At 35.3% G+C, this 22,423-nt stretch carries 21 protein-coding genes; 16 read left to right on the top strand and 5 right to left on the bottom strand.

The features are described from left to right. The first annotated feature begins 12 nt into the window (after window positions 1-12). From G8Y84_RS03755 to G8Y84_RS03740, 4 genes are all read left to right on the top strand, one after another. Window positions 13-1,296, top strand: a complete 1,284-nt coding sequence (locus G8Y84_RS03755) for a homoserine dehydrogenase (protein ID WP_037573467.1) — start codon at window positions 13-15, stop codon at window positions 1,294-1,296. Window positions 1,297-1,301: 5 nt separating this feature from the next. Further along, a complete protein-coding gene (gene thrC / locus G8Y84_RS03750; protein ID WP_037573474.1) occupies window positions 1,302-2,366 on the top strand; it encodes a threonine synthase in 1,065 nt (354 codons plus the stop codon). Further along, window positions 2,366-3,283 carry a homoserine kinase gene (thrB, locus tag G8Y84_RS03745; protein ID WP_165806224.1) on the top strand — a complete coding sequence of 306 codons (918 nt, stop codon included), beginning with the start codon at window positions 2,366-2,368 and terminating at the stop codon, window positions 3,281-3,283. The genes thrC and thrB overlap by 1 nt, the downstream gene beginning before the upstream one ends. A 103-nt stretch (window positions 3,284-3,386) precedes the next feature. After that, complete coding sequence (locus G8Y84_RS03740) at window positions 3,387-4,187, top strand: Cof-type HAD-IIB family hydrolase (RefSeq protein WP_037573479.1); 801 nt, start codon at window positions 3,387-3,389, stop codon at window positions 4,185-4,187. Between the two features lie 60 nt (window positions 4,188-4,247). Here the strand turns inward: G8Y84_RS03740 and G8Y84_RS03735 are convergent, their stop codons facing one another. Beyond that, entirely contained in the window at window positions 4,248-4,562 is a 315-nt protein-coding gene (locus G8Y84_RS03735; protein ID WP_037573482.1) for a hypothetical protein, read from the bottom strand. 115 nt (window positions 4,563-4,677) lie between these two features. After that, entirely contained in the window at window positions 4,678-6,135 is a 1,458-nt protein-coding gene (locus G8Y84_RS03730) for an amino acid permease (RefSeq protein WP_105962795.1), read from the bottom strand. Between the two features lie 207 nt (window positions 6,136-6,342). On the opposite strand from G8Y84_RS03730, the gene G8Y84_RS03725 reads away from it, so the two are divergent. Then, window positions 6,343-7,839 (top strand): catalase, encoded by a 1,497-nt coding sequence (locus G8Y84_RS03725; protein ID WP_037573488.1) that lies wholly within the window; start codon window positions 6,343-6,345, stop codon window positions 7,837-7,839. Between the two features lie 137 nt (window positions 7,840-7,976). Here G8Y84_RS03725 and rpmG read toward each other — a convergent pair whose 3' ends face one another. Further along, window positions 7,977-8,126 (bottom strand): 50S ribosomal protein L33, encoded by a 150-nt coding sequence (gene rpmG, locus G8Y84_RS03720; protein WP_014613994.1) that lies wholly within the window; start codon window positions 8,124-8,126, stop codon window positions 7,977-7,979. A 187-nt stretch (window positions 8,127-8,313) separates the two neighbouring features. On the opposite strand from rpmG, the gene rpsN reads away from it, so the two are divergent. The 3 genes from rpsN to G8Y84_RS03705 all read left to right on the top strand — a co-directional run bounded on the left by rpsN (window position 8,314) and on the right by G8Y84_RS03705 (window position 10,662). Further along, window positions 8,314-8,583 (top strand): 30S ribosomal protein S14, encoded by a 270-nt coding sequence (gene rpsN, locus G8Y84_RS03715; protein ID WP_037573490.1) that lies wholly within the window; start codon window positions 8,314-8,316, stop codon window positions 8,581-8,583. Window positions 8,584-8,658: 75 nt separating this feature from the next. Beyond that, on the top strand, window positions 8,659-9,636 hold the full coding sequence (gene guaC / locus G8Y84_RS03710; RefSeq protein WP_037573492.1) for a GMP reductase: 978 nt from the start codon (window positions 8,659-8,661) through the stop codon (window positions 9,634-9,636). A 93-nt stretch (window positions 9,637-9,729) separates the two neighbouring features. After that, on the top strand, window positions 9,730-10,662 hold the full coding sequence (locus G8Y84_RS03705; protein WP_105962796.1) for a CAP domain-containing protein: 933 nt from the start codon (window positions 9,730-9,732) through the stop codon (window positions 10,660-10,662). A 251-nt stretch (window positions 10,663-10,913) separates the two neighbouring features. On the opposite strand, the gene lexA is transcribed toward G8Y84_RS03705, so the two are convergent. Beyond that, window positions 10,914-11,537 (bottom strand): transcriptional repressor LexA, encoded by a 624-nt coding sequence (gene lexA, locus G8Y84_RS03700; protein ID WP_037573494.1) that lies wholly within the window; start codon window positions 11,535-11,537, stop codon window positions 10,914-10,916. A gap of 143 nt (window positions 11,538-11,680) precedes the next feature. Here lexA and sosA point away from each other — a divergent pair, with 143 nt between their 5' ends. The 7 genes from sosA (at window position 11,681) to sbcC (ending at window position 19,887) form a co-directional block, all read left to right on the top strand. Further along, complete coding sequence (gene sosA, locus G8Y84_RS03695; RefSeq protein ID WP_037573496.1) at window positions 11,681-11,905, top strand: DNA damage-induced cell division inhibitor SosA; 225 nt, start codon at window positions 11,681-11,683, stop codon at window positions 11,903-11,905. 228 nt (window positions 11,906-12,133) lie between these two features. After that, a complete protein-coding gene (locus G8Y84_RS03690; RefSeq protein WP_037573504.1) occupies window positions 12,134-12,373 on the top strand; it encodes a DUF896 domain-containing protein in 240 nt (79 codons plus the stop codon). A gap of 79 nt (window positions 12,374-12,452) precedes the next feature. Next, window positions 12,453-14,441, top strand: coding sequence for a transketolase (gene tkt / locus G8Y84_RS03685; protein ID WP_037573506.1), 1,989 nt, complete (start codon window positions 12,453-12,455; stop codon window positions 14,439-14,441). Window positions 14,442-14,709: 268 nt separating this feature from the next. After that, window positions 14,710-14,937, top strand: coding sequence for a YneF family protein (locus G8Y84_RS03680; RefSeq protein ID WP_210433439.1), 228 nt, complete (start codon window positions 14,710-14,712; stop codon window positions 14,935-14,937). Between the two features lie 179 nt (window positions 14,938-15,116). Further along, entirely contained in the window at window positions 15,117-15,590 is a 474-nt protein-coding gene (locus G8Y84_RS03675) for a CcdC family protein (RefSeq protein WP_037573510.1), read from the top strand. 144 nt (window positions 15,591-15,734) lie between these two features. Further along, entirely contained in the window at window positions 15,735-16,853 is a 1,119-nt protein-coding gene (gene sbcD / locus G8Y84_RS03670; protein ID WP_037573512.1) for an exonuclease subunit SbcD, read from the top strand. A 1-nt stretch (window position 16,854) separates the two neighbouring features. Continuing rightward, window positions 16,855-19,887 (top strand): exonuclease subunit SbcC, encoded by a 3,033-nt coding sequence (sbcC, locus tag G8Y84_RS03665; protein WP_103158882.1) that lies wholly within the window; start codon window positions 16,855-16,857, stop codon window positions 19,885-19,887. 265 nt (window positions 19,888-20,152) lie between these two features. On the opposite strand, the gene mscL is transcribed toward sbcC, so the two are convergent. Then, window positions 20,153-20,518, bottom strand: a complete 366-nt coding sequence (gene mscL / locus G8Y84_RS03660) for a large conductance mechanosensitive channel protein MscL (protein WP_037573524.1) — start codon at window positions 20,516-20,518, stop codon at window positions 20,153-20,155. 243 nt (window positions 20,519-20,761) lie between these two features. Between mscL and G8Y84_RS03655 the strand changes: the two genes are divergently transcribed. Further along, a complete protein-coding gene (locus G8Y84_RS03655; RefSeq protein ID WP_103158881.1) occupies window positions 20,762-22,396 on the top strand; it encodes a BCCT family transporter in 1,635 nt (544 codons plus the stop codon). Window positions 22,397-22,423: the final 27 nt, after the last annotated feature.

Below are 22,423 nucleotides of genomic sequence, written 5' to 3'. Positions count from 1 at the left end.
GAGGGATTTTTTATGAAACAACTGAATGTTGCATTACTAGGATTAGGCACTGTTGGCTCAGGTGTAGTCAAAATTATAGAGGAAAATCACCAACAAATTAAAGATACCATCCAAAAAGATATTCAAATCAAACATATTCTAGTAAGAGATAAAAATAAAAATCGTCCTATTAATATACAAAAATACCATCTCACAGAAAACGTAGAAGATATTTTAAACGACGCTGAAGTTGATATTGTTATCGAAGTTATGGGAGGAATTGAGCCTACTGTTGATTGGCTAAAGGCAGCATTAACACAAAACAAGCATGTTATCACAGCAAATAAAGACTTGCTCGCAGTGCATTTACGTGACCTTGAAGATTTGGCACAAACGCATGCGGTCGCTTTAAAATATGAAGCGAGTGTGGCGGGAGGAATTCCAATCGTTAATGCGATTAATAATGGTTTGAACGCGAATAACATTAGTGAATTTATGGGAATCTTTAATGGAACATCAAATTTCATATTGTCAAAAATGACTGCAGAAGGAAGTGCTTACGAGGACGCGTTACAAGAAGCACAAGATTTAGGGTTTGCTGAAGCTGATCCAACTGATGATGTTGAAGGCATTGATGCGGCCCGAAAAGTAGTGATTACATCTTATTTATCATTTAATCAGGTCATTAATTTGCAAGATGTCGAAACTGAAGGCATCTCAAATGTGACACCTCAAGATATTGAGGCAGCACGAATATTAGGATACAAGATTAAGCTTATCGGTAAGGGGAGCTATACGAATGGTCGTGTAGAAGCCTCTGTTAAACCAACCTTATTGGCTAATGAGCATCAATTAGCCTCTGTTGAAAATGAATATAATGCTATCTATGTTGTGGGCGATGCGGTAGGAGAAACGATGTTTTACGGTAAAGGTGCAGGAAGTCTTGCTACAGGTAGTGCAGTTGTCAGTGATTTACTAAATGTATCATTACAATTCGAATCAGATCTACATACATTACCACCCCATTTTGAATTGAAAACAGAACAAACAAAAGAAATGATGGATAGTAATGAACCTATTTCCATAATAGAAAAAGAAAGTTATTATGTTGTAGTAGATACACCTTCAGTTTCTTTAAAACAAATAGAATCCGTCATCAAAGGTTGCCTCCCATTCCATAAATCATTGAAAGTCGCAGAAATCAATGATCACACTGTGGCATTAATTATCGGGGGTTTAGACAGTCATCCTCAAAGCTATATTGATGCTGAGGAAGGGTATCACGTTACGAAAATTTATCCAGTTGAAGGAGCTTGATTACTATGAAAATGTGGAAAGGTTTAGTTGAAGAATACCGTTCTTTTTTACCTGTAGATGAAAATACACCACACGTGTCATTGAATGAAGGTCATACACCCTTAATCTATTGTGGCGCAATGTCTGAAATGTTAGGTATTGAATTATACGTCAAATATGAAGGGGCTAATCCGACAGGTTCATTTAAAGATCGTGGAATGGTGATGGCTGTAACAAAGGCGAAAGAACAAGGACGTAAAATTGTGATTTGTGCTTCTACCGGCAATACATCTGCTTCTGCAGCTGCATACGCTGCACGTGCAGGATTAAAATCTATTGTAGTTATTCCGGAAGGGAAAATCGCGCTAGGCAAATTGTCACAGGCGGTGATGTATGGTGCTGAAATCGTGTCCATAGAAGGAAACTTTGATGAAGCATTAGAAATTGTTAAAGAAGTTGCCCAAGATGGAGATATTGAATTAGTTAATTCTGTAAACCCTTACCGAATCGAAGGTCAAAAAACAGGGGCATTTGAAATCGTGGAGCAATTAGAGGGAGAAGCACCAGACATATTGGCGATACCCGTGGGTAATGCCGGTAATATCACAGCTTATTGGAAAGGATTCAAGGAATATCATGAGCGTGAGCAAACAGGGCTACCATACATGTACGGTTTTCAGGCTGAAGGAGCTTCACCTATTGTACAAAATAAGGTGGTTAAAAATCCTGAAACAATCGCAACGGCAATTCGTATTGGGAATCCTGCTAGTTGGGATAAAGCTATTGATGCAATAGATAGCTCGAACGGGTTAATCGATGCAGTTACAGATGATGAAATCTTAGAAGCTTATCAACTCATGACGTCAAAAGAAGGTATTTTTAGTGAACCAGCAAGCAATGCATCTATCGCAGGTTTGATAAAATTACACCGTGCAGGTAAATTGGTTAAAGGACAAAAAGTTGTAGCAGTTTTAACAGGGAACGGACTTAAAGATCCAGATACAGCGATTAATTTACTTGAAAATCCTATCCAAGCCTTGCCAAATGATAAAGCCAGTATCATTCAATATATTAAGGATGCGTTGCAATGATTAAACATAAATTAACTTTAAAGGTTCCCGCTTCAACGGCGAATCTTGGATGTGGTTTTGATTCTGTGGGTATGGCGTTAAATAAATATCTTATTATTGAGGCACAACCTATTCAAAGTAACTCTTGGAAATTTGTGCATGATGGAGCATGTTTAGAAGGTTTACCGACAGACGAATCCCATTACGTTTATAAAATTGCGCAACAAGTGGCCGAACGTTTTGATGTAAAGCTGCCTTCGTTGGAAATTAAAATGTATAGTGATATACCGCTAGCGAGAGGATTAGGGTCTTCAGCATCTGCACTTGTCGGTGCACTTTATATTGCCAATTATTTTGGGGACATTGAACTGTCTAAATATGAGTTGTTACAATTAGCTACTGAAATTGAAGGTCACCCTGATAATGTAGCGCCCACAATATATGGTGGCCTCGTGGTTGGATATCATAATGCTGAAACTTTGGGAACAGATGTCGCACACATTGATATACCAGATGTAGATTTTATTGTTACGATTCCATCCTATCCATTAGCAACAGAAAAAGCACGGAGCGTGTTACCTGAATCGATTTCACATAAAGATGCGGTTAAATTTAGTGCTATTAGTAATACGATGATCAGTGCACTCATTCAACATAATTACGAGTTAGCTGGAAAAATGATGGAGCAAGACGGGTTACATGAACAATATCGACAGCATCTACTTCCAGACTTTGAAGTGGTCAAACAGTTAGGAAAACAATTCGATGCCTATGCAACTGTCCTATCTGGAGCGGGTCCAACGATTTTAACGATGATTAAAAAAGAACAAAGTGGTCCACTCGTGCGTGCGTTACGGAAATATGTCAAAACGTGCCATTCAGAGTTAGTGACGGTAAATACTCAAGGTGTCAAATCGAAAGTTATTTTTCATTATTAAAGTAGAGATCAAGCTAGAACATCTATCAAGTGTTCTGGCTTTTTTTTCTATTTTTTAAGTTGGGAATGGTGTAATATTAAGTTGAAATGGAAGGAGCGTAATTATGAAACCAGATTTAATCATTATGGATATGGATGATACATTGATGACTTCTGAAAACATTGTATCTGAAACAACAAAAAATTATCTTATTGAGATACAAGAAGCAGGTTATTCCATTGCCCTTGCCTCTGGAAGACCTACGGAAGGTATGATTCCTGTGGCTCATACTTTAAAAATGGATCAATTTGAAAGTTATATTATGTCTTATAATGGAGCGAATACGATTGATTTAAAAACGAAAGAAGTTATCGCGAGTAAAATGATTTCCAAAGAAAGTTTTGATAAAATTGTGGATTTTTGCCGAGAAAAGGGATTATTCACTTTAACTTACCATGAAGGTCATATTGTTTATGAAGGCCAACATGAATACATGTCTATTGAATCAGAAATAACGGGGTTACCGATGAAAGAGGTCGAAGATTTAAAAGATTATATTCAGGGGCCCGTACCTAAAGCGATGGGTGTTGACTATGAGGAACATATTTCTGAGATTTTTAATACTCTCGATGGACATTTTAATGATGAGATCGCATGTACTACAAGTAAGCCATTCTTTTTAGAATTTATGAGTAGCGGTGTTTCAAAGGGTAAGGCTATTCAAGATTTAGCCAACCGCTTAAATTTAGATGTTCAAAAAATGATCGCTTTTGGAGATAGCGCAAATGATAAAGAAATGTTTGAGGTGGTTGGGACCTCTGTTGCGATGGACAATGCTATTGATTTATTAAAATCACGTGCGACGATGACGACCAAAAGTCATGATGAAGATGGTATTCCTTTTGCCTTAAAACAACTCATATAACCTATAAATTGTAAAAAACGTTAAGTGACGGCGCTGTCACTTAACGTTTTTGGTTATTTACTATTTTGCTGTATGCGTCCATTCGTGTTTCCCGCGATGACGTTTGATATGCGCGTATACTTGGTCTGCCGCGTAGTCAAGATTTGTATAAACGGTAATTGAAAAGGCCGTTTGATGCTTTTCGAAGGGTTGTTCTAAATAGAGTTCTTTTAAATGGGTATATAAATTTTCCATTTGCTCATGTGTTAAGCTCGCATATTCACGTAATGTACGTTTTGTTAATTGATGATGTTTGTCTTCAAAAGCTTGAACAACAATGACGAAGCGTTCCTCTTGCTTTAAAACATCATCAAAAAGGTTTGTTTGTCCAACCATATACGTCCACCCTTTACTGTTTGTTTACTTAATTATACATGATTTTACCTTTACTGAAAACGGCATAAAAAATCGGTAAAGCGGATAGAGGAACATCCAACTTTACCGAATTCATTTATTTATGTTGTGTATACATTTCGTGTTCTGATAAATCGATTTGATCAAGTGGAATCACTTTAGTTTTGTGTATCAATTTATGTCCGAAATACACGCCAATTAACAGAATAATAGGTAAGAAACTTTGTGCGAGTTTAGGAATATCTAACGTTAAAATGGCGTCGAAAGAACTTCCAAAAATTAAAAATGCAATAATAATCAAGACAATAATTGGACCAACTGGGAACAAGGGTGATTTATAAGGTAATAATTGATCAATATCTTTCCGTTGTGCTTTGATTGCTTTTCTCATACGTATTTGAGAAATAATACTAGAAGCCCAAACAAAAGTAATTAAAGCGCCGATAATATTTAATAACCCCATTACACTTTCGGGTTTAAAATTGGCAAATATTGTCACAGCTGTAATTAAAACAAATGTTGTTATTAATGCGTTGAGTGGTAATTTTGTTGCATGATTGATACGCCCTAAAACTTTAGGTGCAGATCCTTGTTGACTAAGTGAAAATAGCATACGACTTGTTGTAAACAAACCAGAGTTCGATGCAGATAATAAAGACGTTAATATAACAGCATTAATCACTGAAGCCGCAAAGGCAATGCCTACTTTGTCAAAAACAATTGTAAACGGACTTTGCGTAATAGAACCACTTTCATTTAATAGGGTTGGGTCAGTATAAGGAATAATAGCTGAAATGACTGCAATCGAGAGGACATAGAATAATAAAATACGCCAAAATACTTGCTTAATTGCATGTGGCATAGATTTTTTTGGATTATCTGATTCTCCAGCAGTAACGGCAACAACTTCTGTTCCTCCCACTGAGAAACCGGCGATAAGCAACACGCTTAAGAAACCTGACACGCCACCCACAAATGGTGCTTCTCCATGTGTGAAATTATCAAAGCCATAAGTGTGGCCTCCTAAAATGCCAAATATCATAAGAAGACCGAGAACGATAAATACAATGATGGTAACTACTTTAATTAAAGACAGCCAAAATTCTGCTTCTCCAAACGCTTTTACAGAGAATATATTTAATAGAAGTAAAAGACTTAAAAATATGATACTCCAAACCATAGGTGAGAAGAAACTGAATGCATCCCAATAACTTAGGACATTGGTGGCAATAATGATATCTACACTTGTCACTAGTGCCCAAATGAGCCAATAAAGCCATCCCATCGTAAAACCAAGTGATGCATCGACAAAGCGAGTGGCATAACTACTGAATGATCCAGATACAGGATAAAAAGTAGCCATTTCTCCAATCGATGACATTAAGAAATAGAGCATTGTACCGATGATTAAATAAGCTAATATTGCCCCTCCAGGTCCTGCTTGAGCAATAACCCCTCCTGTTGCAACAAATAAGCCTGTACCAATTGCGCCTCCAATAGCGAACATTGTAATATGACGCAATTGGAGTCCTCGATTTAAACTTTTTTCTTCCATAAGCATCTTCTCCCTAATCAATTGTTCTATTTATTGTACTTGCAAATACTAGGGGTTTCAATAGTATTTTATAACTTTAAAGTCCTAAAATAAAAAGAAACCGTTAAAAAAGGCGAAATAGTTCCTTTTTTTTGAATTTTTAAGTATAATTCAAAGTAAGTGACAGATTAGAATTATTATAAACAAGGAAGAAAGAAGGTTTTAACTATGAATCGAAGAGAGCCATCAAAATTAACAGGTTTATTTGGGCACCCGATTGGAGATCGTGAAAACACTGCTACAGCTGGTCCGCGTGGTCCTTTATTAATGCAAGATCCTTATTTCTTAGAGCAAATGTCACATTTTGACCGTGAAGTGATTCCTGAGCGCCGAATGCACGCGAAAGGTTCAGGTGCATTTGGTACATTTACTGTAACGAACGATATTACGCAATACACATGCGCTAAAATTTTTTCTGAGGTCGGAAAGCAAACTGAGATGTTCGCACGTTTCTCAACTGTAGCTGGAGAGCGTGGCGCAGCCGATGCAGAACGAGACATTCGTGGTTTTGCCCTCAAATTTTATACTGAAGAAGGTAACTGGGATTTAGTAGGTAACAACACGCCTGTATTCTTTTTCCGTGACCCGAAATTATTCGTAAGTTTAAACCGTGCTGTAAAAAGAGATCCAAGAACAAATATGAGAAGTGCCCAAAATAACTGGGATTTCTGGACATCGTTACCAGAAGCATTGCATCAAGTAACAATTTTAATGACTGATAGAGGGATTCCAAAAGATTTTAGACATATGCATGGTTTTGGTTCACATACGTATGGCATGATTAACGCAAATAATGAGCGTGTATGGGTGAAATTCCATTTCCGTACACAACAAGGCATTGAAAACTTACAGCCTGATGAAGCGGCTAAAATTGTAGGTGAAGACCGCGAATCTTCTCAAAGAGATTTGTATAATGCCATTGAAAACGGAGATTTCCCTAAATGGAAAATGTACATTCAAGTGATGACAGAAGAACAAGCTAAAAATCATAAAGATAACCCGTTTGATTTAACCAAAGTTTGGTACAAAGGGGAATACCCTTTAATCGAAGTTGGTGAGTTTGAGCTTAATCGTAACCCTGACAACTATTTCCAAGATGTTGAACAGGCTGCTTTTGCGCCAACAAATATCATTCCTGGTTTAGACTTTTCACCAGATAAAATGCTACAAGGGCGCTTATTCTCATATGGAGACGCACAACGTTATCGTTTAGGTGTAAACCACTGGCAAATTCCAGTAAACCAACCTAAAGGCGTCGGTGTAGAAAACCTTTGCCCATTCAGCCGTGATGGTCAAATGAGAATTTTAGATGGCAACCAAGGAAGTCAAACACATTATTATCCAAATAGTTATGGTACACATGAAAGTCAACCAGAATACAAACGTCCACCTCTAGAGTTAAACGGAGATGCATATGAACATAATTTCAGAGAAGATGACGATAATTACTTTGAACAACCGGGTAAATTATTCCGTTTACAATCGCCAGAACAACAAGAACGTATGTTTATCAATACAGCAAACGAAATGGACGGTACAACAGATGAAGTGAAACATCGCCACATTAGAAACTGTTACCAAGCAGATCCTAATTATGGAAAAGGTGTTGCAAAAGCACTTGGTATGCTTGATGATTTAGAGGATATCTTAAAAGGTATTCAATAGAGTTTATAAGGGGCAAGACCGGTATAGGTCTTTTGCTCCTTTTTTATTAATAAAAAAAGCTACAACTCCGACAGATTCGGGCTGTAGCTACGTCGTATTTTGATGAGTGTGTTTCGTAACTGCTAAACGTTTAGAGATTATTTTGTTTCTCTGTGTAACGTATGTTTATTTAATCTTGGGCAATATTTCATCATTTCGATACGCTCAGGATTCGTACGTTTGTTTTTCGTAGTGATGTAGTTACGGTCACCACATTCAGTACATGCTAATGTTACATTAACGCGCATAGGGTCGACCTCCTTTTAAATTGAAACTATTACGATTTGTTATTTTAGCACGTTTTTGGCCATTTGCCAATATAAATTTACTTTCTATTATAATGAAAATAATAAAACAGACTTGATTCCTAAAGAAAGGATGTGCTATCATTTAAATCGTAAATATTACGATTTGAAATCGAAGGAGAGAATATATATGGCTAAAAAATCTAAAATTGCCAAAGAACAAAAGCGTGAAGCAATGGTTGCTAAATACGCGGAGTTACGACGTGAACTAAAAGCGAAAGGAGATTATGAAGGCTTAAAAAAATTACCAAGAGATGCATCTCCAACACGTCTCACACGTAGATGTAAAGTGACAGGTCGTCCTAGAGGAGTTATGCGTAAATTTGAAATGTCTCGTATTGCATTTAGAGAACATGCACATAAAGGTCAAATTCCTGGCGTAAAAAAATCAAGTTGGTAAGCACCTTTTATTTACAATATGTCCAATAGATAGTATATTATCTTTTGGAATATTGTGAATAAGGAGATTAGACTAATGAAAATTTTTGATTACGAAGACATTCAGCTTATACCGAACAAAAGTATTGTAAAGAGTCGCTCAGAAATTGATACATCCATTCAATTTGGACCAAGACGATTTAAATTACCTGTCGTGCCTGCGAACATGCAAACGGTAATGAATGAGACCCTTGCAGAGTGGTTTGCGGCGAATGATTACTTCTATATTATGCATCGTTTTGATGAAGCTGCACGTTTACCCTTTGTAAAGAGAATGCAGGAAAAAGGCTTATTCGCATCTATTTCAGTGGGTGTTAAAGAAGGAGAATTTAAGTTCGTTGAGTCGCTAAAAGATGCTAACTTGTCTCCTGAATACATTACGATTGATATTGCACATGGTCATTCAGATCAAGTAATTGAGATGATTCAACATATCAAAAAATTACTTCCTGATGTGTTTGTTATTGCAGGTAATGTAGGGACACCTGAGGGGGTGCGTGAATTAGAAAACGCTGGCGCGGATGCAACAAAAGTAGGTATAGGGCCTGGACGTGTTTGTATAACAAAAATTAAAACAGGTTTTGGTACAGGTGGATGGCAACTTGCTGCTGTTAATCACTGTAGTAAAGCTGCACGTAAGCCTATTATCGCTGATGGAGGGATTCGAACGCATGGAGACATTGCTAAATCCGTACGATTTGGTGCTTCAATGGTGATGATTGGTTCACTTTTCGCTGCTCATGACGAATCACCTGGCGAAACTGTAGAACTCGATGGGAAGAAATATAAAGAATATTTCGGTAGTGCTTCGGAATATCAAAAGGGAGAACGTAAAAATGTAGAAGGCAAAAAAATGTTTGTCGAACATAAAGGTTCTCTTAAAGATACCCTTATCGAGATGCAAGAAGATCTACAAAGCTCAATTTCTTATGCAGGTGGCAAGGATATTGATGCTTTACGTAAAGTGGATTATGTGGTAGTGAGAAATTCAATTTTTAACGGCGATAGAGACTAAATATAGGAGTGGATTTCTATTAGATCATTTTTATCATTTCTAATCCTAGGTTGTATACTGATTCTTTCTGTACCTATACAACCCACTGAAGCGATGCATCAATTTACACGACCACTTACTGAAAAAGTAGACCATATTGTAGAAGGTAACACGTCACACACGCAATTAAAAACACCAAAGCAACAATCCTTTGCAGTACGAAATATCCAAATGAATATGACGCAAAAAGAGGTAGAAACACAACTTGGTTCCCCGGTAGATACTTTAGATAATGAGTATGGGACAAAATGGTATGTCTACCATCAAGATTACCGAGATTTTGTATTAGTAAGTTATATTGATGGTAAAGTACATGGTCTATTTAGTAATCAAAATCTTATTACTTCTAAGTCTGGAATCAAATATAATACACCTAAAGACGTTGTTCGTGAAAAACTTGGTAAACCTTTAGAGGAAATTCGAAAAGGAAATACGATATATCGTCAAAATAATGACGAATATGATGTATTTGACAAAGATAACATTTACACGACGGCATTTTATGACAAGTATAATAACAACCATTTAACGGCGCTCTTACAAGTCAGCAAAGATATGGAAAATCGCTTGCAAAATCAATATGCCGCCCCATCTACAAGTTTAGCTAAAAGCTATGAAAAGATGGACTTTTATCTTGTGAATGCGACACGTGTGCAAAATGGATTGAACACGTTAAAATCCTCTGATTCACTTTCAAATACCGCACGCAAACATAGTGAAGACATGGCTGAGCATCAATATTTTGATCATACTAACTTAAAAGGGGAGTCACCTTTTGATCGTATGAAAAATGATCATCATCAGTTCAATGCAGCTGCAGAAAATCTAGCCTACGGACAACAAAGCGCAATATTTGCCCATCAAGGATTAATGAATTCTGCAGGACATCGTAAGAATATTTTACATGGAAACGTAACGACTTTAGGCGTAGGTGTTGCTTTTAATACTAAGAAACAACCTTACTGGACAGAAAACTATACGGGTTAATGTTTAAATTTGTACGATATGGGAAATTATCAATCAAATGAGGTTGATAAGATGAAAGATGATAACCAAAAAACACAGAATATATCAGAAGTAGATGAACAAAACGAAGATATATTAGAACGCGTTAAAGAAATACTACAAAAGAAAGAAGCGTAAGGCGGTATTTCCCGCTTTGCGCTTTTTAACATAGAACCAAAAAACCACCCATTCACACGGGTGGTTTTGTTTATTTAGCAAAGGAGATGTTTTAATTAAAGTTCTCTAAATAGACCTACAACTTTTCCTAAAACAGTAACGTTTTCAAGATAAATGGGTTCTAAGCTACTATTTTCAGGTTGTAAACGATAGCGGTTTTTCTCTTTATAAAAACGTTTAACAGTCGCTTCATCATCTTCAGTCATCGCAACGATAATATCTCCATTTTCTGCTATAGTTTGACTTCTCACGATGACTTTATCACCATCTAAAATACCCGCTTCAATCATACTATCACCGACAACATTTAAAATAAAGATTTGCCCATTGTGAGTAGAGGTGAAGTGTTCTGGTAAAGGATAATATTCTTCAACATTTTCTACTGCAGTAATAGGAGTACCAGCAGTAACTTTCCCAATAACTGGAACATAAATCGTTTCTTCCATATTAACTGGGTCCCCCATAAGTTCGCTCACAATTTCAATAGCTCTAGGTTTTGTAGGGTCACGTCGAATGTATCCTTTTTCTTCAAGTCGAGATAAATGACCATGAACAGTTGAACTTGAAGCTAACCCTACAGCTTCTCCAATTTCACGAACACTTGGTGGATAACCTTTCGATTGAACAATATGCTTAATAAACTCAAATATTTCTTCTTGTCTTTTTGTTAACTCTCTCATATGTGAGCACTCCTTTGCTTGATTTATGTACATTATAGCATAGTTATCCGAACAGAACAAACATTTGTTCGTTTTAGTATTGACATAGAACATTCGTTCTGTTAAAGTGATAACACAAACAAATGTTCTAGGAGATGTTGATTATGATTAAAACTAAATTAAATGAATTATATCTATATTTATCTGTTTTTATTGCTTCTATGGTTCTCTTTTTTGTCTTTTTTATAATGGCGAGCCAAACAGCATATACAGAACAAACGTACGAAATGACAGACCATCAAATTAAATCTAACTCATCCGAACAGGTTCAAAAATACGAACAAAAAGCAAACGACCAACAGAGTGTTCTCGCAGTAAGTTTAAGATAAAATCTTTATTCAATTTGTTTAAACATCTTTGATGCACTTACTAGAATTTAGGGGGCAAGTCATATAAAAATGAGGCATGAGATTTTTGGAAAATTACGAAGGGCAATGTAACTGAGTCATAAACGGTTACATTGTCCTTTTTATATACTACGGATTAAGTCGTGGTGTTTGGTTTTATAAGGCGTTTCTGTTATATTTTGTAGAGAATAATGACGGAGGTTTACTAATATGCTGAGTCAAGATAAATTAAATCGCATCAATGCATTGGCTAAGAAAAAGAAAAATGAAGGATTGACTGAAGCTGAAGCGAAAGAACAATCAAAATTAAGAAGTGAATATTTAACGACGTTTCGTAATAGTTTCAAAGATCAAATTGAACACACGAAAGTCATTGATCCAGAAGGAAATGATGTTACACCTGATAAATTAAAAGAGATTCAAAAAAAGAACCACACGCGTGGAAAGTAAAAATCTTGTGAAATTTTAGATATTATTCACATTTATAAGGTATAATAGCTCTAGTAGCGAATAGAAAGGAAGTCATAATATGTTTGGACAAAAAGATATACATGCAGTAAATACGATACGTGCCCTCAGTATCGACGCAATTGAAAAAGCAAATTCAGGGCACCCAGGATTACCGATGGGTGCTGCGCCAATGGCATATACCCTTTGGACACAACATTTAAATTTCAATCCAAATTCTAATACGTATTTTAACCGTGATCGTTTCGTGTTGTCAGCAGGTCATGGCTCAGCTTTATTATATAGCTTACTTCACGTGTCTGGTGGTTTAGAGTTAGAAGAGCTCAAGCAATTTAGACAATGGGATTCCAAAACACCAGGTCATCCAGAATATCACCATACAAAAGGTGTAGAAATTACAACAGGACCACTTGGACAAGGTTTTGCAATGTCAGTAGGTATGGCTATGGCTGAAAAGCACTTAGCAGCAAAATTTAACAAGGAAGATATTTCTGTTGTTGACCATTATACGTATGTTTTGGCGTCTGATGGAGACCTTATGGAAGGTATCTCTCATGAAGCTGCATCCTTAGCAGGTCACCTTAAGTTAGACAAATTAATTACTTTATATGATTCGAATAATATTTCATTAGATGGTGAAACGAATAAATCATTCTCAGAAGATATTAAAAAACGATTTGAAGCATACGGTTGGAATCATATTCTTGTAAAAGATGGCAATGATATGGATGAAATTAACAAAGCCATCGAAGAAGCAAAATCTCAAAAAGGTCCTACAATTATCGAAGTTAAAACGATTATTGGTTATGGTTCTCCTAACAAATCAAACAGCAACAGTTCACATGGATCACCACTTGGCGAAGATGAGCGTGAATTAACATTTAAAAACTATGAATTAGATCCGTCACAAACTTTCCAAGTTGATGACAGTGTCTATGAAATATTTAATGAAACGATGATCCAACGTGCAGATGAACATGAAGCAGCATGGAAAAAAGATTTAGAGGCTTATACTGAAAAGTATCCTGAATTAGCTAAAGAATTCAAAACAGCAATCGCTGGTGAGTTGCCAGAAGGTTACGATAAAGAACTTCCACGTTTCGAATTAGGTCATAAAGCGGCTTCACGTGCTGATTCTGGTGAAGTGATTCAAGCATTAGCTGAAACTGTTCCTTCGTTCTTTGGCGGTTCAGCAGACTTAGCTTCATCTAATAAATCTAACGTGAAGGCAGAAGGCGATTTCTCTGCTGAAGAGGGCGCTGGCAAAAACGTATGGTTTGGTGTGCGTGAATTTGCAATGGCAGCAGCGGTTAATGGTATGGCTGCACACGGTGGTTTACACCCTTATGGAGCAACTTTCTTTGTATTTAGTGATTACCTCAAACCAGCATTAAGACTTTCTGCTATCATGGGATTACGTTCAACATTCATTTTTACACACGATTCCATTGCAGTGGGTGAAGATGGACCAACGCATGAACCTATCGAACAATTGGCAGGTCTACGTGCGATTCCAAACTTAAATGTGATTCGACCAGCTGATGGGAATGAAACACGTGTAGCTTGGAAAATCGCATTAGAATCTAATGGTACACCAACTGCATTAGTATTGACACGACAAGGTTTACCTGTTTTAGATGTTGAAGAATCTAAACTTGAGGAAGGCGTACGCAAAGGTGCCTATGTCGTTTATGAAACAGAGAAAAGTCCTGAATATGTCCTCATGGCAACAGGTTCTGAAGTGAGCTTAGTGATTGAGGTTGCTAAAGATTTAGAACAAAGAGGCAAAGGTGTACGTGTAGTATCAATGCCAAACTGGAATGCATTTGAAGCACAATCAAAAGCATATCAAGATGAAATATTATTGCCAGAAGTCTCTAAACGAGTAGCTGTTGAAATGGCTGCGACATTAGGATGGCACAAATATGTGGGTATGAACGGCCTAGTCATTGGTATTGACAGATATGGCGCAAGTGCTCCTGGTGATTTAGTTGTAGAAAAATATGGCTTTACTAAAGAAAATATTTTATCTCAAATTGAGTCACTTTAAGGCTTATTAAATATAAAGCTAATATCAAAGACCACGCTCTTGTTTAACGATTAACTTTAATATATTTATAGAAATCAAAAGTGAGAAATATAGAGATGGAATGATGTCTTACATTTGATAACATCATTCCATCTTTCTTATTTTTTAGGAAGAAATTAATATTGAAAAGCAATTTGACGAGATGCGGCTTTGTGAATATTTAGAATGACCTTGAAAACTTGTATTAATTTTAGTAAAATGCAAAAGGATAGAGAAAGTGGGTGAAATAATGGCTACATGGTTGGCAATTTTATTAATTGTACTTGCACTTATCATTGGACTTGTGGGTGGTTTCTTTCTCGCGCGTAAATATATGATGGATTATTTGAAGAAAAATCCACCTATTAATGAAGAAATGTTACGTATGATGATGATGCAAATGGGTCAAAAACCATCTCAGAAAAAGATTAACCAAATGATGACAATGATGAATAAAAATATGGATAAAAAGATTTAATATCCTTAAACGCACTAATAGCAAGGGATTCAAGAGTTTGTAAAAATTCTGAATTCCTTGCTATTTTGGTTCAGGTAACATTTTTCCTTTGATTTTTTTGAGGTTACCTGAAGTTATTTATGAGTTTGAATATGATATAATACGCATATTAAGGGTTAACTGTTAAAGGAGACGTATTCATGACGTATTTAGTACTATCTATTTTAGTCGCTTTTTTTATGGGGGCAGTGGTGATTTTTATACGTATGAAGGCGCAAAAGTATCCAGTAAATGCAAAAAAAATAATTTTACCCCCATTTTTCATGGCTACTGGTGCTTTAATGTACGTAGTCCCCTATTTTAGATTGACTGGGACAGAGATTTTAGAATCAGTGATTTTAGGAGTCATTTTCTCATCAGTGTTAATTTTAACTTCTCATTTTGAAGTCAAAGATGAACGTATATATTTAAAAAAATCAAAAGCTTTTCCAGTGATTTTAATTTCTTTACTGATTCTTAGAACGCTTTTAAAAGTCTTTATTGGAAATTCAGTTGATCCAGGTGAGTTAGCAGGGATGTTTTTCCTCTTAGCATTTAGTATGTTGGTGCCGTGGCGCATCGCTATGCTACAACGATATAACAAAATCAAACGAAATTTAGCGCAATCTTTATAATTTATGATTGCATAAGTTCATTGTGTGCCGAGCAAACTTCACAGTTGACGATGATGTTCTGTGATTCACTTTGCTCGGTTTTTGCTTGCGTATTGGAAAAAACTTTAATAAAATTTATTAGAACAAACGTTCTGGGGTGAGGATATGAAAGTAATACATACAGCTGATTGGCATTTAGGAAAAGTATTAAATGGCCAATCTTTTCTAGAAGATCAATCTTATATATTAGATGAATTTATCAAAAAAGTAGAGAAAGAATGTCCAGATGTGGTCATTATTGCAGGGGATATTTTTGATACCTCTATGCCGAGTAAACGTGCCATTACATTGATGGAGGAAACCATTGCGCAAATTAATATTGAATTGGGTATTCCTACTGTGATCATAAATGGTAATCATGATGGAAAAGCACGTTTAAGATACGGTTCCAACTGGTTTCAAAAAAATGAGTTATTTATCCGTACAGAAATTGAAGATTTTCTAAATCCTATTCAATTTGGTAACGTGCGAATATTTACAATGCCATTTTTTACACTTGCAGAAGCACGTCAATATTTAGATGTCACGCTCACGACTTACGAAGATGCTGTAGCACAATTGATTGCTATGATTAAACCAAAACTTGATGCATCATTTCATAATATTTTAGTGGGGCATTTTACAGTGTATGGTGCACCAAAAAGCGATTCTGAAAGAGAGATTACAGTGGGGACAATTGAAAGTGTCGCCCCCTCCATTTTAGAGGGATTTGATGCGGTCATGTTAGGTCATATTCATCACCCTTTCGCTTTAAATCAAAGCAATATTTATTATAGTGGTTCTTTACTACAATATTCATTTTCTGAAGTGAACCAGCCTAAAGGTTTTCGATGTTTTCAAATTTTAGATGATGAAATGACACAACGATTTATACAATTAATGCCGAAAAGAAAACTCTCTTTTGTGGAGACGTCATTTCATAATGCCATACATGGTAAATTTTCATTTGATCATCAAGAAGATTATTTTCATTTTCATTTATCTGAATTAGAGTTTGTGAAAGACCCTATGCAACAATTGAAGCAACAATTTCCGAATACGCTTGCTTTAACGCAACAAGTGAAAGAGATTTCATCACAAGAGCGCGCGACAAAGAATATAAAAAAAATGAAGCCTATGGAAATTGTGAATTCATTTTATAAAGATTTAACTGAGGAATCTCTTGATGATGTGCAAGAAAAAAACATTACATCGTTTTTGAATCATTACGGAGAGGAGCAGTAAGATGAGACCGTTATTCTTAAAACTTGAAAACTTTGGTCCTTTTTTGAATGAATCTATCGACTTTAAGCAGATTCAAACGAATCAACTATTTTTAATTAGTGGAAAAACAGGTTCTGGAAAGACAATGATTTTTGATGCGATCGTCTATGCATTGTATGGCAGAGCATCAACGACTTCTCGTGAAGTTGCTCAATTGCGTAGCCATTTTGCATCACCTGAATTGCCATTAAAAGTCACTTATGAATTTGAAATTCATCAACAACGGTATAAAGTGATACGTACGGCCGCTTTTACAAAACCGAATAAAAAAAGTGAAACAAAAGGGATTCTTGAAGTTTATCAATACAAAAATAATCAAGAGATATTGCTTGAAAGTAAAATCAATGCAGGCAATCAATTTTTACAAGAATTATTGAATCTTAAAGTGGATCAATTTAGGCAGTTATTTATCCTCCCTCAAGGTGAGTTTAAATCATTTTTAGTTTCTAAAAGTCAGGATAAACAATCGATTTTAAGAACCCTCTTTAATACAGTAATGTATGAAGATTTAAAAAATGAACTAAAAGAAAAAACGAAGTCTATTCAAAATGAAATGGATAAAACTTCAAATAAATTGGAGACATATTGGCATGATCTCTATACTTTAGAAGACGACACTTTAAATGAATATCGACACATAGATATCCATCAGCACGAAAAAATTCGTGAGGTCATTCCTATCTTTGAAGCGATTGGAGAACAAAAGATATCACGCTTATCTCAAAAGAAATTAGAACTCGAAAAACAATTAAAACATATACAGGAATGTTTGGATCAAGAAACTTTAAGACGACAACTACAACAAGAGTACAATACAGTCACACAACAATTGACTTCGTTAGAGACTGAAAAAGAACAAATACAGCAATTAGAACAAAAAATTCATATATTAAAACAAAGTCAGTTCGCATTACATACATTAAATGAGCGAGAGGAAGTAAAAAAAGAACACGCCACCAATGAATCTAGTATTAAAGCGCTTCAAAGTAAAAGTGAAGCGCTTAAAAATAAGATGAATGAACAGCAAAAGCAGCTCAAGCAGTTAGATTCACAACAAACGGAAATAGATATAAAAACACAAACACTTAAGAACACGCATTATTACTATCAGAACGAGCGTGAGATGCAAAAGGCTTTTGAAAAGCAAAATGCTTTGGGCAATAAAATTAAACAGTCACAAAAGGATTTGACTGATTTAGAACAACAATATCAACGCACGATGGAAAAATATAAAGACCAAACATTTGATTTCGAGCAAATGGATAGTCTGAAAGAGCATCATTTTAGTTTAAGAACTGAGTTAGAAAAAATCGAATTTACTGAACAACAATATCAATTGAAACTTAAACATGAAACCGAACAAAAATCACTTAAAAGTGAAATTGATGAACTGGAAATTAAGACAAAACAGCTGGAAGAGAAAAAGCATGTATTTTCTAAAACAGATCAATCCATCTTGTCACATGATAAAATGATTCAAACGTTACAATCAGAGATACAATTAGCCGAACCGTGTCCTGTTTGTGGTCAAATTGTTCATGAATTAGATGCAGTCCACCAAGTTGAACCCTTGAGGGAAAAACTAAAAGAAAATGATGGCATAGACCAGCAACTGCGTCAAATTGAAAAGCAATTAATTAAGAAGAAAGCAACGTTAGAACAAATTCAATCTCAGCTTGAAACGTTAAAAGATGTGCAAAATGTTGAATCAAAAAAGAGAGAACTAACGGTGTTAAAGAATAAATGCGAAGAACAGTTAGAAGAAATGGCGGAAGCAAAATTAAATTTTGAAAAGCTTAAAACGAAAAAGCAAGAGCAAGAAGCACAATATCAAGAATTGAAACAACACATTGAGTTGAATCAATATCAACTTGAGATGGCCATGCAAAAAGTAAAACAATTTAAAGACGATACTGATTTTGATCAGTATGATGACTTCAAATCAACTTATGAAAAAATGGAGCTAGAAGTTAACGTTTTTACAAAAACTTATGAAGAATTAAAAAATGCAGTACAAGAACTTCAGGGTCACTACAATATATTTGAAAATGATTTAAAACATCAACGAGAACGTGCGACTTCACTTCAAGCGCAAGAACAAAAATTAAATTCAACACTTCATGAAGAAATGAAAAAATTAAATATAAAGTCAGTTTCAGAATTGGAACAATTAATGACTGAAGCTCATGAAGTTCAAGCATTAGAAATGCGTGTGCAACAGTATCATCAAGCACTTCAAAAATATACTGCACAAAAAGAATCCGTATATCAAAAATTGCAAGAGCTCCCCAAACAACCACTTGAAACTTTACAAAATGAGTATACATCTGTTCAAGAAAAGCTTGCGGATGTCACACAACAATTCAATGAAACTCAATTTCAAATTCAACAAAATAAAGTTAAAACACAAAAAATTGAGCAAATATTGAATGAGATTCAACAAGCGATGTCTGAACACCGTTCACTATTCCATTTAGCAGAAGTCATTTCTGGGAAAAATCAGCAAAATTTAACATTAGAAAACTATGTGTTGATTTATTATTTAGAACATATCTTAGAATCGGCAAATAAGCGTTTACTTAATATGACAGGACAACGTTACGAGTTGGTTCGTAAAGGGGATAAAGGTAGAGGTTATAGCGGTCTTGAAATCGAAGTTTACGATTATTATTCTAATCAAACGCGACATATTACTTCTCTTTCTGGTGGGGAAACTTTTCAGGCTTCTTTAGCATTAGCATTAGGTCTTAGTGAAGTCGTTCAAAATGAACAAGGAGGGATTTCACTGGATGCAATGTTTATTGATGAAGGATTTGGTACGTTAGATCAAGAAACATTAGAAACAGCGCTAGATACATTGATACACTTACAAGCAAGTGGTCGACTAGTCGGTATTATTTCACACGTCACAGAATTAAAAAATCGTATTCCATTAATATTGGAGGTAAATTCATCTCAATATTATAGCTCAACAACTATCAAGCATAATGAGTAATATGAGTTTAAGGGATAAGAGATTCATCTCCACTTGAGACATATTAGCGCACATTAATTATATAGTTGATCATAACATTGAACTCCGCCTGTTTATAAGCGGAGTTCATTTTTCTATTCTTATGTTCATATATATACTTTCACATCATCAAATTTTTGACCTTTGACTTAGGTTATAACACTCACTGAAAAAAACATAAAAAAACTGTCGGCAAAGGTGAAGTTCTTAATATAAGAAAAAACTTCTTGAATATTTTTAGATCGTTTTATGATTTTTTATTTTGTTCACGTAATAAGTCGCGAATTTCAGTTAATAAAACTGTATTTTCTTCAATTTCTTCAACAACTTCTTTTGGTTTAACAATTGTATTCGCGATTTTAATAAAGATAAATAACGCAAAAGCAATGATAATGAAGTCGATAATAGATTGAATAAAGATACCATACTTAATACCATAAATCGTCCAATTTTTAGCGAAATCGATTTCACCAAATAAAAGACCGATGACTGGCATAATTACGTTTTCAACGAGAGAAGTGACAATCTTATTGAAAGCAGCTCCCATAACTACGGCAACAGCAAGTTCAAGCACGTTCCCTTTTAATGCAAATTCTTTAAATTCTTTTAACATGATGTTCCTCCTGTTTGTCATATTTCAATCACTTTAAAAATTATACCTCAATAACATAATATTGCAACAAGCAATTTTTTATAAAAACCTAAATAGTAATGCCACGTTGATTATGTTTTGTTGTTTTGTTATTGTATATATGACGATTGCATTTTTAGCGTTTGAGCACTTTAAATATACAGAATTAATAAAAATGCACTAATCTTTGAAAATTTAATAGAGTGAAAGGGAGTAGGTATTGATATGAATTCTTCAAATCCACAGCAAAATGGTAAGAAGTTTTCACCAGTATTTATATTTAGTTCAATTATTGTTTTTGCGATTGTATTAGTTGGGGTCCTTATACCAAAACAATTTGGAGGTATTACTTCCTCAATTACTGCTTGGATTACAAGTACATTAGGTTGGTATTATCTCATTTTGACTACGGTTATCGTATTCTTCTGTGTATTTTTAATTTTCAGTCCAATTGGTAAATTAAAACTTGGAAGACCTAATGACAAACCAGAATTCAACACGGTTTCTTGGTTTGCGATGCTCTTCAGTGCAGGGATGGGAATTGGCCTAGTTTTCTATGGTGCAGCAGAACCGATTGCGCATTTTGCTTCTCCGCCGAATGCCGATCCGAAATCGACAGAAGCTTTTACTGAATCACTGCGTTCAACATTCTTTCATTGGGGATTTCATGCTTGGGCAGTTTATGGTGTTGTCGCTTTAGCACTAGCTTATTCTCAATTTAGAAAAGGTGAACCAGGTCTCCTTTCAAAAACGTTGAGACCTATTTTAGGGGACCGTGTCGATGGGCCAATTGGTACATTGATTGATGTTTTAGCTGTTTTTGCTACAGTTGTAGGTGTCGCTGTATCACTAGGTATGGGCGCCTTACAAATTGCTGGCGGTTTACACTATTTATTTAATATTCCTAACAACATCATTACGCAATCAATTATTATTGTCGTAGTTACGATTTTATTTATTATGAGTGCATGGTCTGGTTTAAGTAAAGGTATCCAATATTTAAGTAATTTAAATATTGGTTTAGGTACAGTTTTATTAATCGCAGCATTATTTATTGGACCGACGATTTTAATTTTAAATATGTTGACCAGTTCTACAGGTAGCTTGCTCAATTCTTTCTTATTTAATAGCTTTGATGCAGCTGCAACTAACCCTCAAAAAAGAGAGTGGATGGCAAGTTGGACACTCTATTATTGGGGTTGGTGGTTAAGCTGGAGCCCATTCGTTGGTGTGTTTATCGCACGTGTATCTAAAGGGCGTTCAATTCGTGAATTTATTTCAGGGGTTTTATTAGTACCGGTGATTGTAAGTTTTATCTGGTTTAGTGTATTTGGTGTCCTAGGTATTGAGACGGCTAAAAAACATAAAGAAATTTTCGATATGTCAGTTGAAACGCAATTGTTTGGTGTATTCCATCATCTGCCTATGGGTATGGTACTCTCAATCATTGCTTTATTATTAATTGCCTCTTTCTTTATTACATCTGCAGACTCTGCAACATTTGTATTAGGAATGCAAACTACATTTGGTTCTCAAAATCCAAGCGCTTTTGTTAAAGTGACATGGGGTGTTGCACAATCACTAATTGCATTTGTTCTATTATTATCAGGTGGCGGTGATGGTGAAGCAGGTCTTACGGCACTGCAAAACGCTGCGATTATAAGTGCGTTGCCATTTTCATTTGTCGTCATTTTGATGATGATTAGTTTCTACAAAGATGCGAACAAAGAACGTAAATTCTTAGGATTAACGTTAACACCCAATAAACACCGCTTAAAAGAATATGTTGAAAATTCTCGTAATGATTACGAAGAAGAACTGATCTCAAAACGCAAGTCACTACGAGATTCTGAAAGATAATTGACTTTAAACAACTGATTACAAAGT

It is taken from the genome of Staphylococcus sp. 11511212, from assembly GCF_011394755.1.
Lineage (GTDB): Bacteria > Bacillota > Bacilli > Staphylococcales > Staphylococcaceae > Staphylococcus > Staphylococcus chromogenes.
Note: the sequence above shows the minus strand (reverse complement) of the source record. Positions and strands in the feature narration are given on the sequence as shown.

Excerpts from the sequence above, each read along its gene's own strand:
- rpmG (WP_014613994.1), bottom strand. The coding sequence starts at position 8,126 with ATGCGCGTTAATGTAACATTAGCATGTACTGAATGTGGTGACCGTAAC.
- mscL (WP_037573524.1), bottom strand. The coding sequence starts at position 20,518 with ATGTTAAAAGAATTTAAAGAATTTGCATTAAAAGGGAACGTGCTTGAA.
- G8Y84_RS03705 (WP_105962796.1), top strand. The coding sequence starts at position 9,730 with ATGCATCAATTTACACGACCACTTACTGAAAAAGTAGACCATATTGTA.
- sosA (WP_037573496.1), top strand. The coding sequence starts at position 11,681 with ATGATTAAAACTAAATTAAATGAATTATATCTATATTTATCTGTTTTT.
- thrC (WP_037573474.1), top strand. The coding sequence starts at position 1,302 with ATGAAAATGTGGAAAGGTTTAGTTGAAGAATACCGTTCTTTTTTACCT.
- G8Y84_RS03725 (WP_037573488.1), top strand. The coding sequence starts at position 6,343 with ATGAATCGAAGAGAGCCATCAAAATTAACAGGTTTATTTGGGCACCCG.
- G8Y84_RS03680 (WP_210433439.1), top strand. The coding sequence starts at position 14,710 with ATGGCTACATGGTTGGCAATTTTATTAATTGTACTTGCACTTATCATT.
- G8Y84_RS03730 (WP_105962795.1), bottom strand. The coding sequence starts at position 6,135 with ATGGAAGAAAAAAGTTTAAATCGAGGACTCCAATTGCGTCATATTACA.
- lexA (WP_037573494.1), bottom strand. The coding sequence starts at position 11,537 with ATGAGAGAGTTAACAAAAAGACAAGAAGAAATATTTGAGTTTATTAAG.
- G8Y84_RS03690 (WP_037573504.1), top strand. The coding sequence starts at position 12,134 with ATGCTGAGTCAAGATAAATTAAATCGCATCAATGCATTGGCTAAGAAA.
- tkt (WP_037573506.1), top strand. The coding sequence starts at position 12,453 with ATGTTTGGACAAAAAGATATACATGCAGTAAATACGATACGTGCCCTC.
- sbcC (WP_103158882.1), top strand. The coding sequence starts at position 16,855 with ATGAGACCGTTATTCTTAAAACTTGAAAACTTTGGTCCTTTTTTGAAT.
- G8Y84_RS03735 (WP_037573482.1), bottom strand. The coding sequence starts at position 4,562 with ATGGTTGGACAAACAAACCTTTTTGATGATGTTTTAAAGCAAGAGGAA.
- G8Y84_RS03740 (WP_037573479.1), top strand. The coding sequence starts at position 3,387 with ATGAAACCAGATTTAATCATTATGGATATGGATGATACATTGATGACT.
- guaC (WP_037573492.1), top strand. The coding sequence starts at position 8,659 with ATGAAAATTTTTGATTACGAAGACATTCAGCTTATACCGAACAAAAGT.
- G8Y84_RS03675 (WP_037573510.1), top strand. The coding sequence starts at position 15,117 with ATGACGTATTTAGTACTATCTATTTTAGTCGCTTTTTTTATGGGGGCA.
- G8Y84_RS03755 (WP_037573467.1), top strand. The coding sequence starts at position 13 with ATGAAACAACTGAATGTTGCATTACTAGGATTAGGCACTGTTGGCTCA.
- rpsN (WP_037573490.1), top strand. The coding sequence starts at position 8,314 with ATGGCTAAAAAATCTAAAATTGCCAAAGAACAAAAGCGTGAAGCAATG.
- sbcD (WP_037573512.1), top strand. The coding sequence starts at position 15,735 with ATGAAAGTAATACATACAGCTGATTGGCATTTAGGAAAAGTATTAAAT.
- G8Y84_RS03655 (WP_103158881.1), top strand. The coding sequence starts at position 20,762 with ATGAATTCTTCAAATCCACAGCAAAATGGTAAGAAGTTTTCACCAGTA.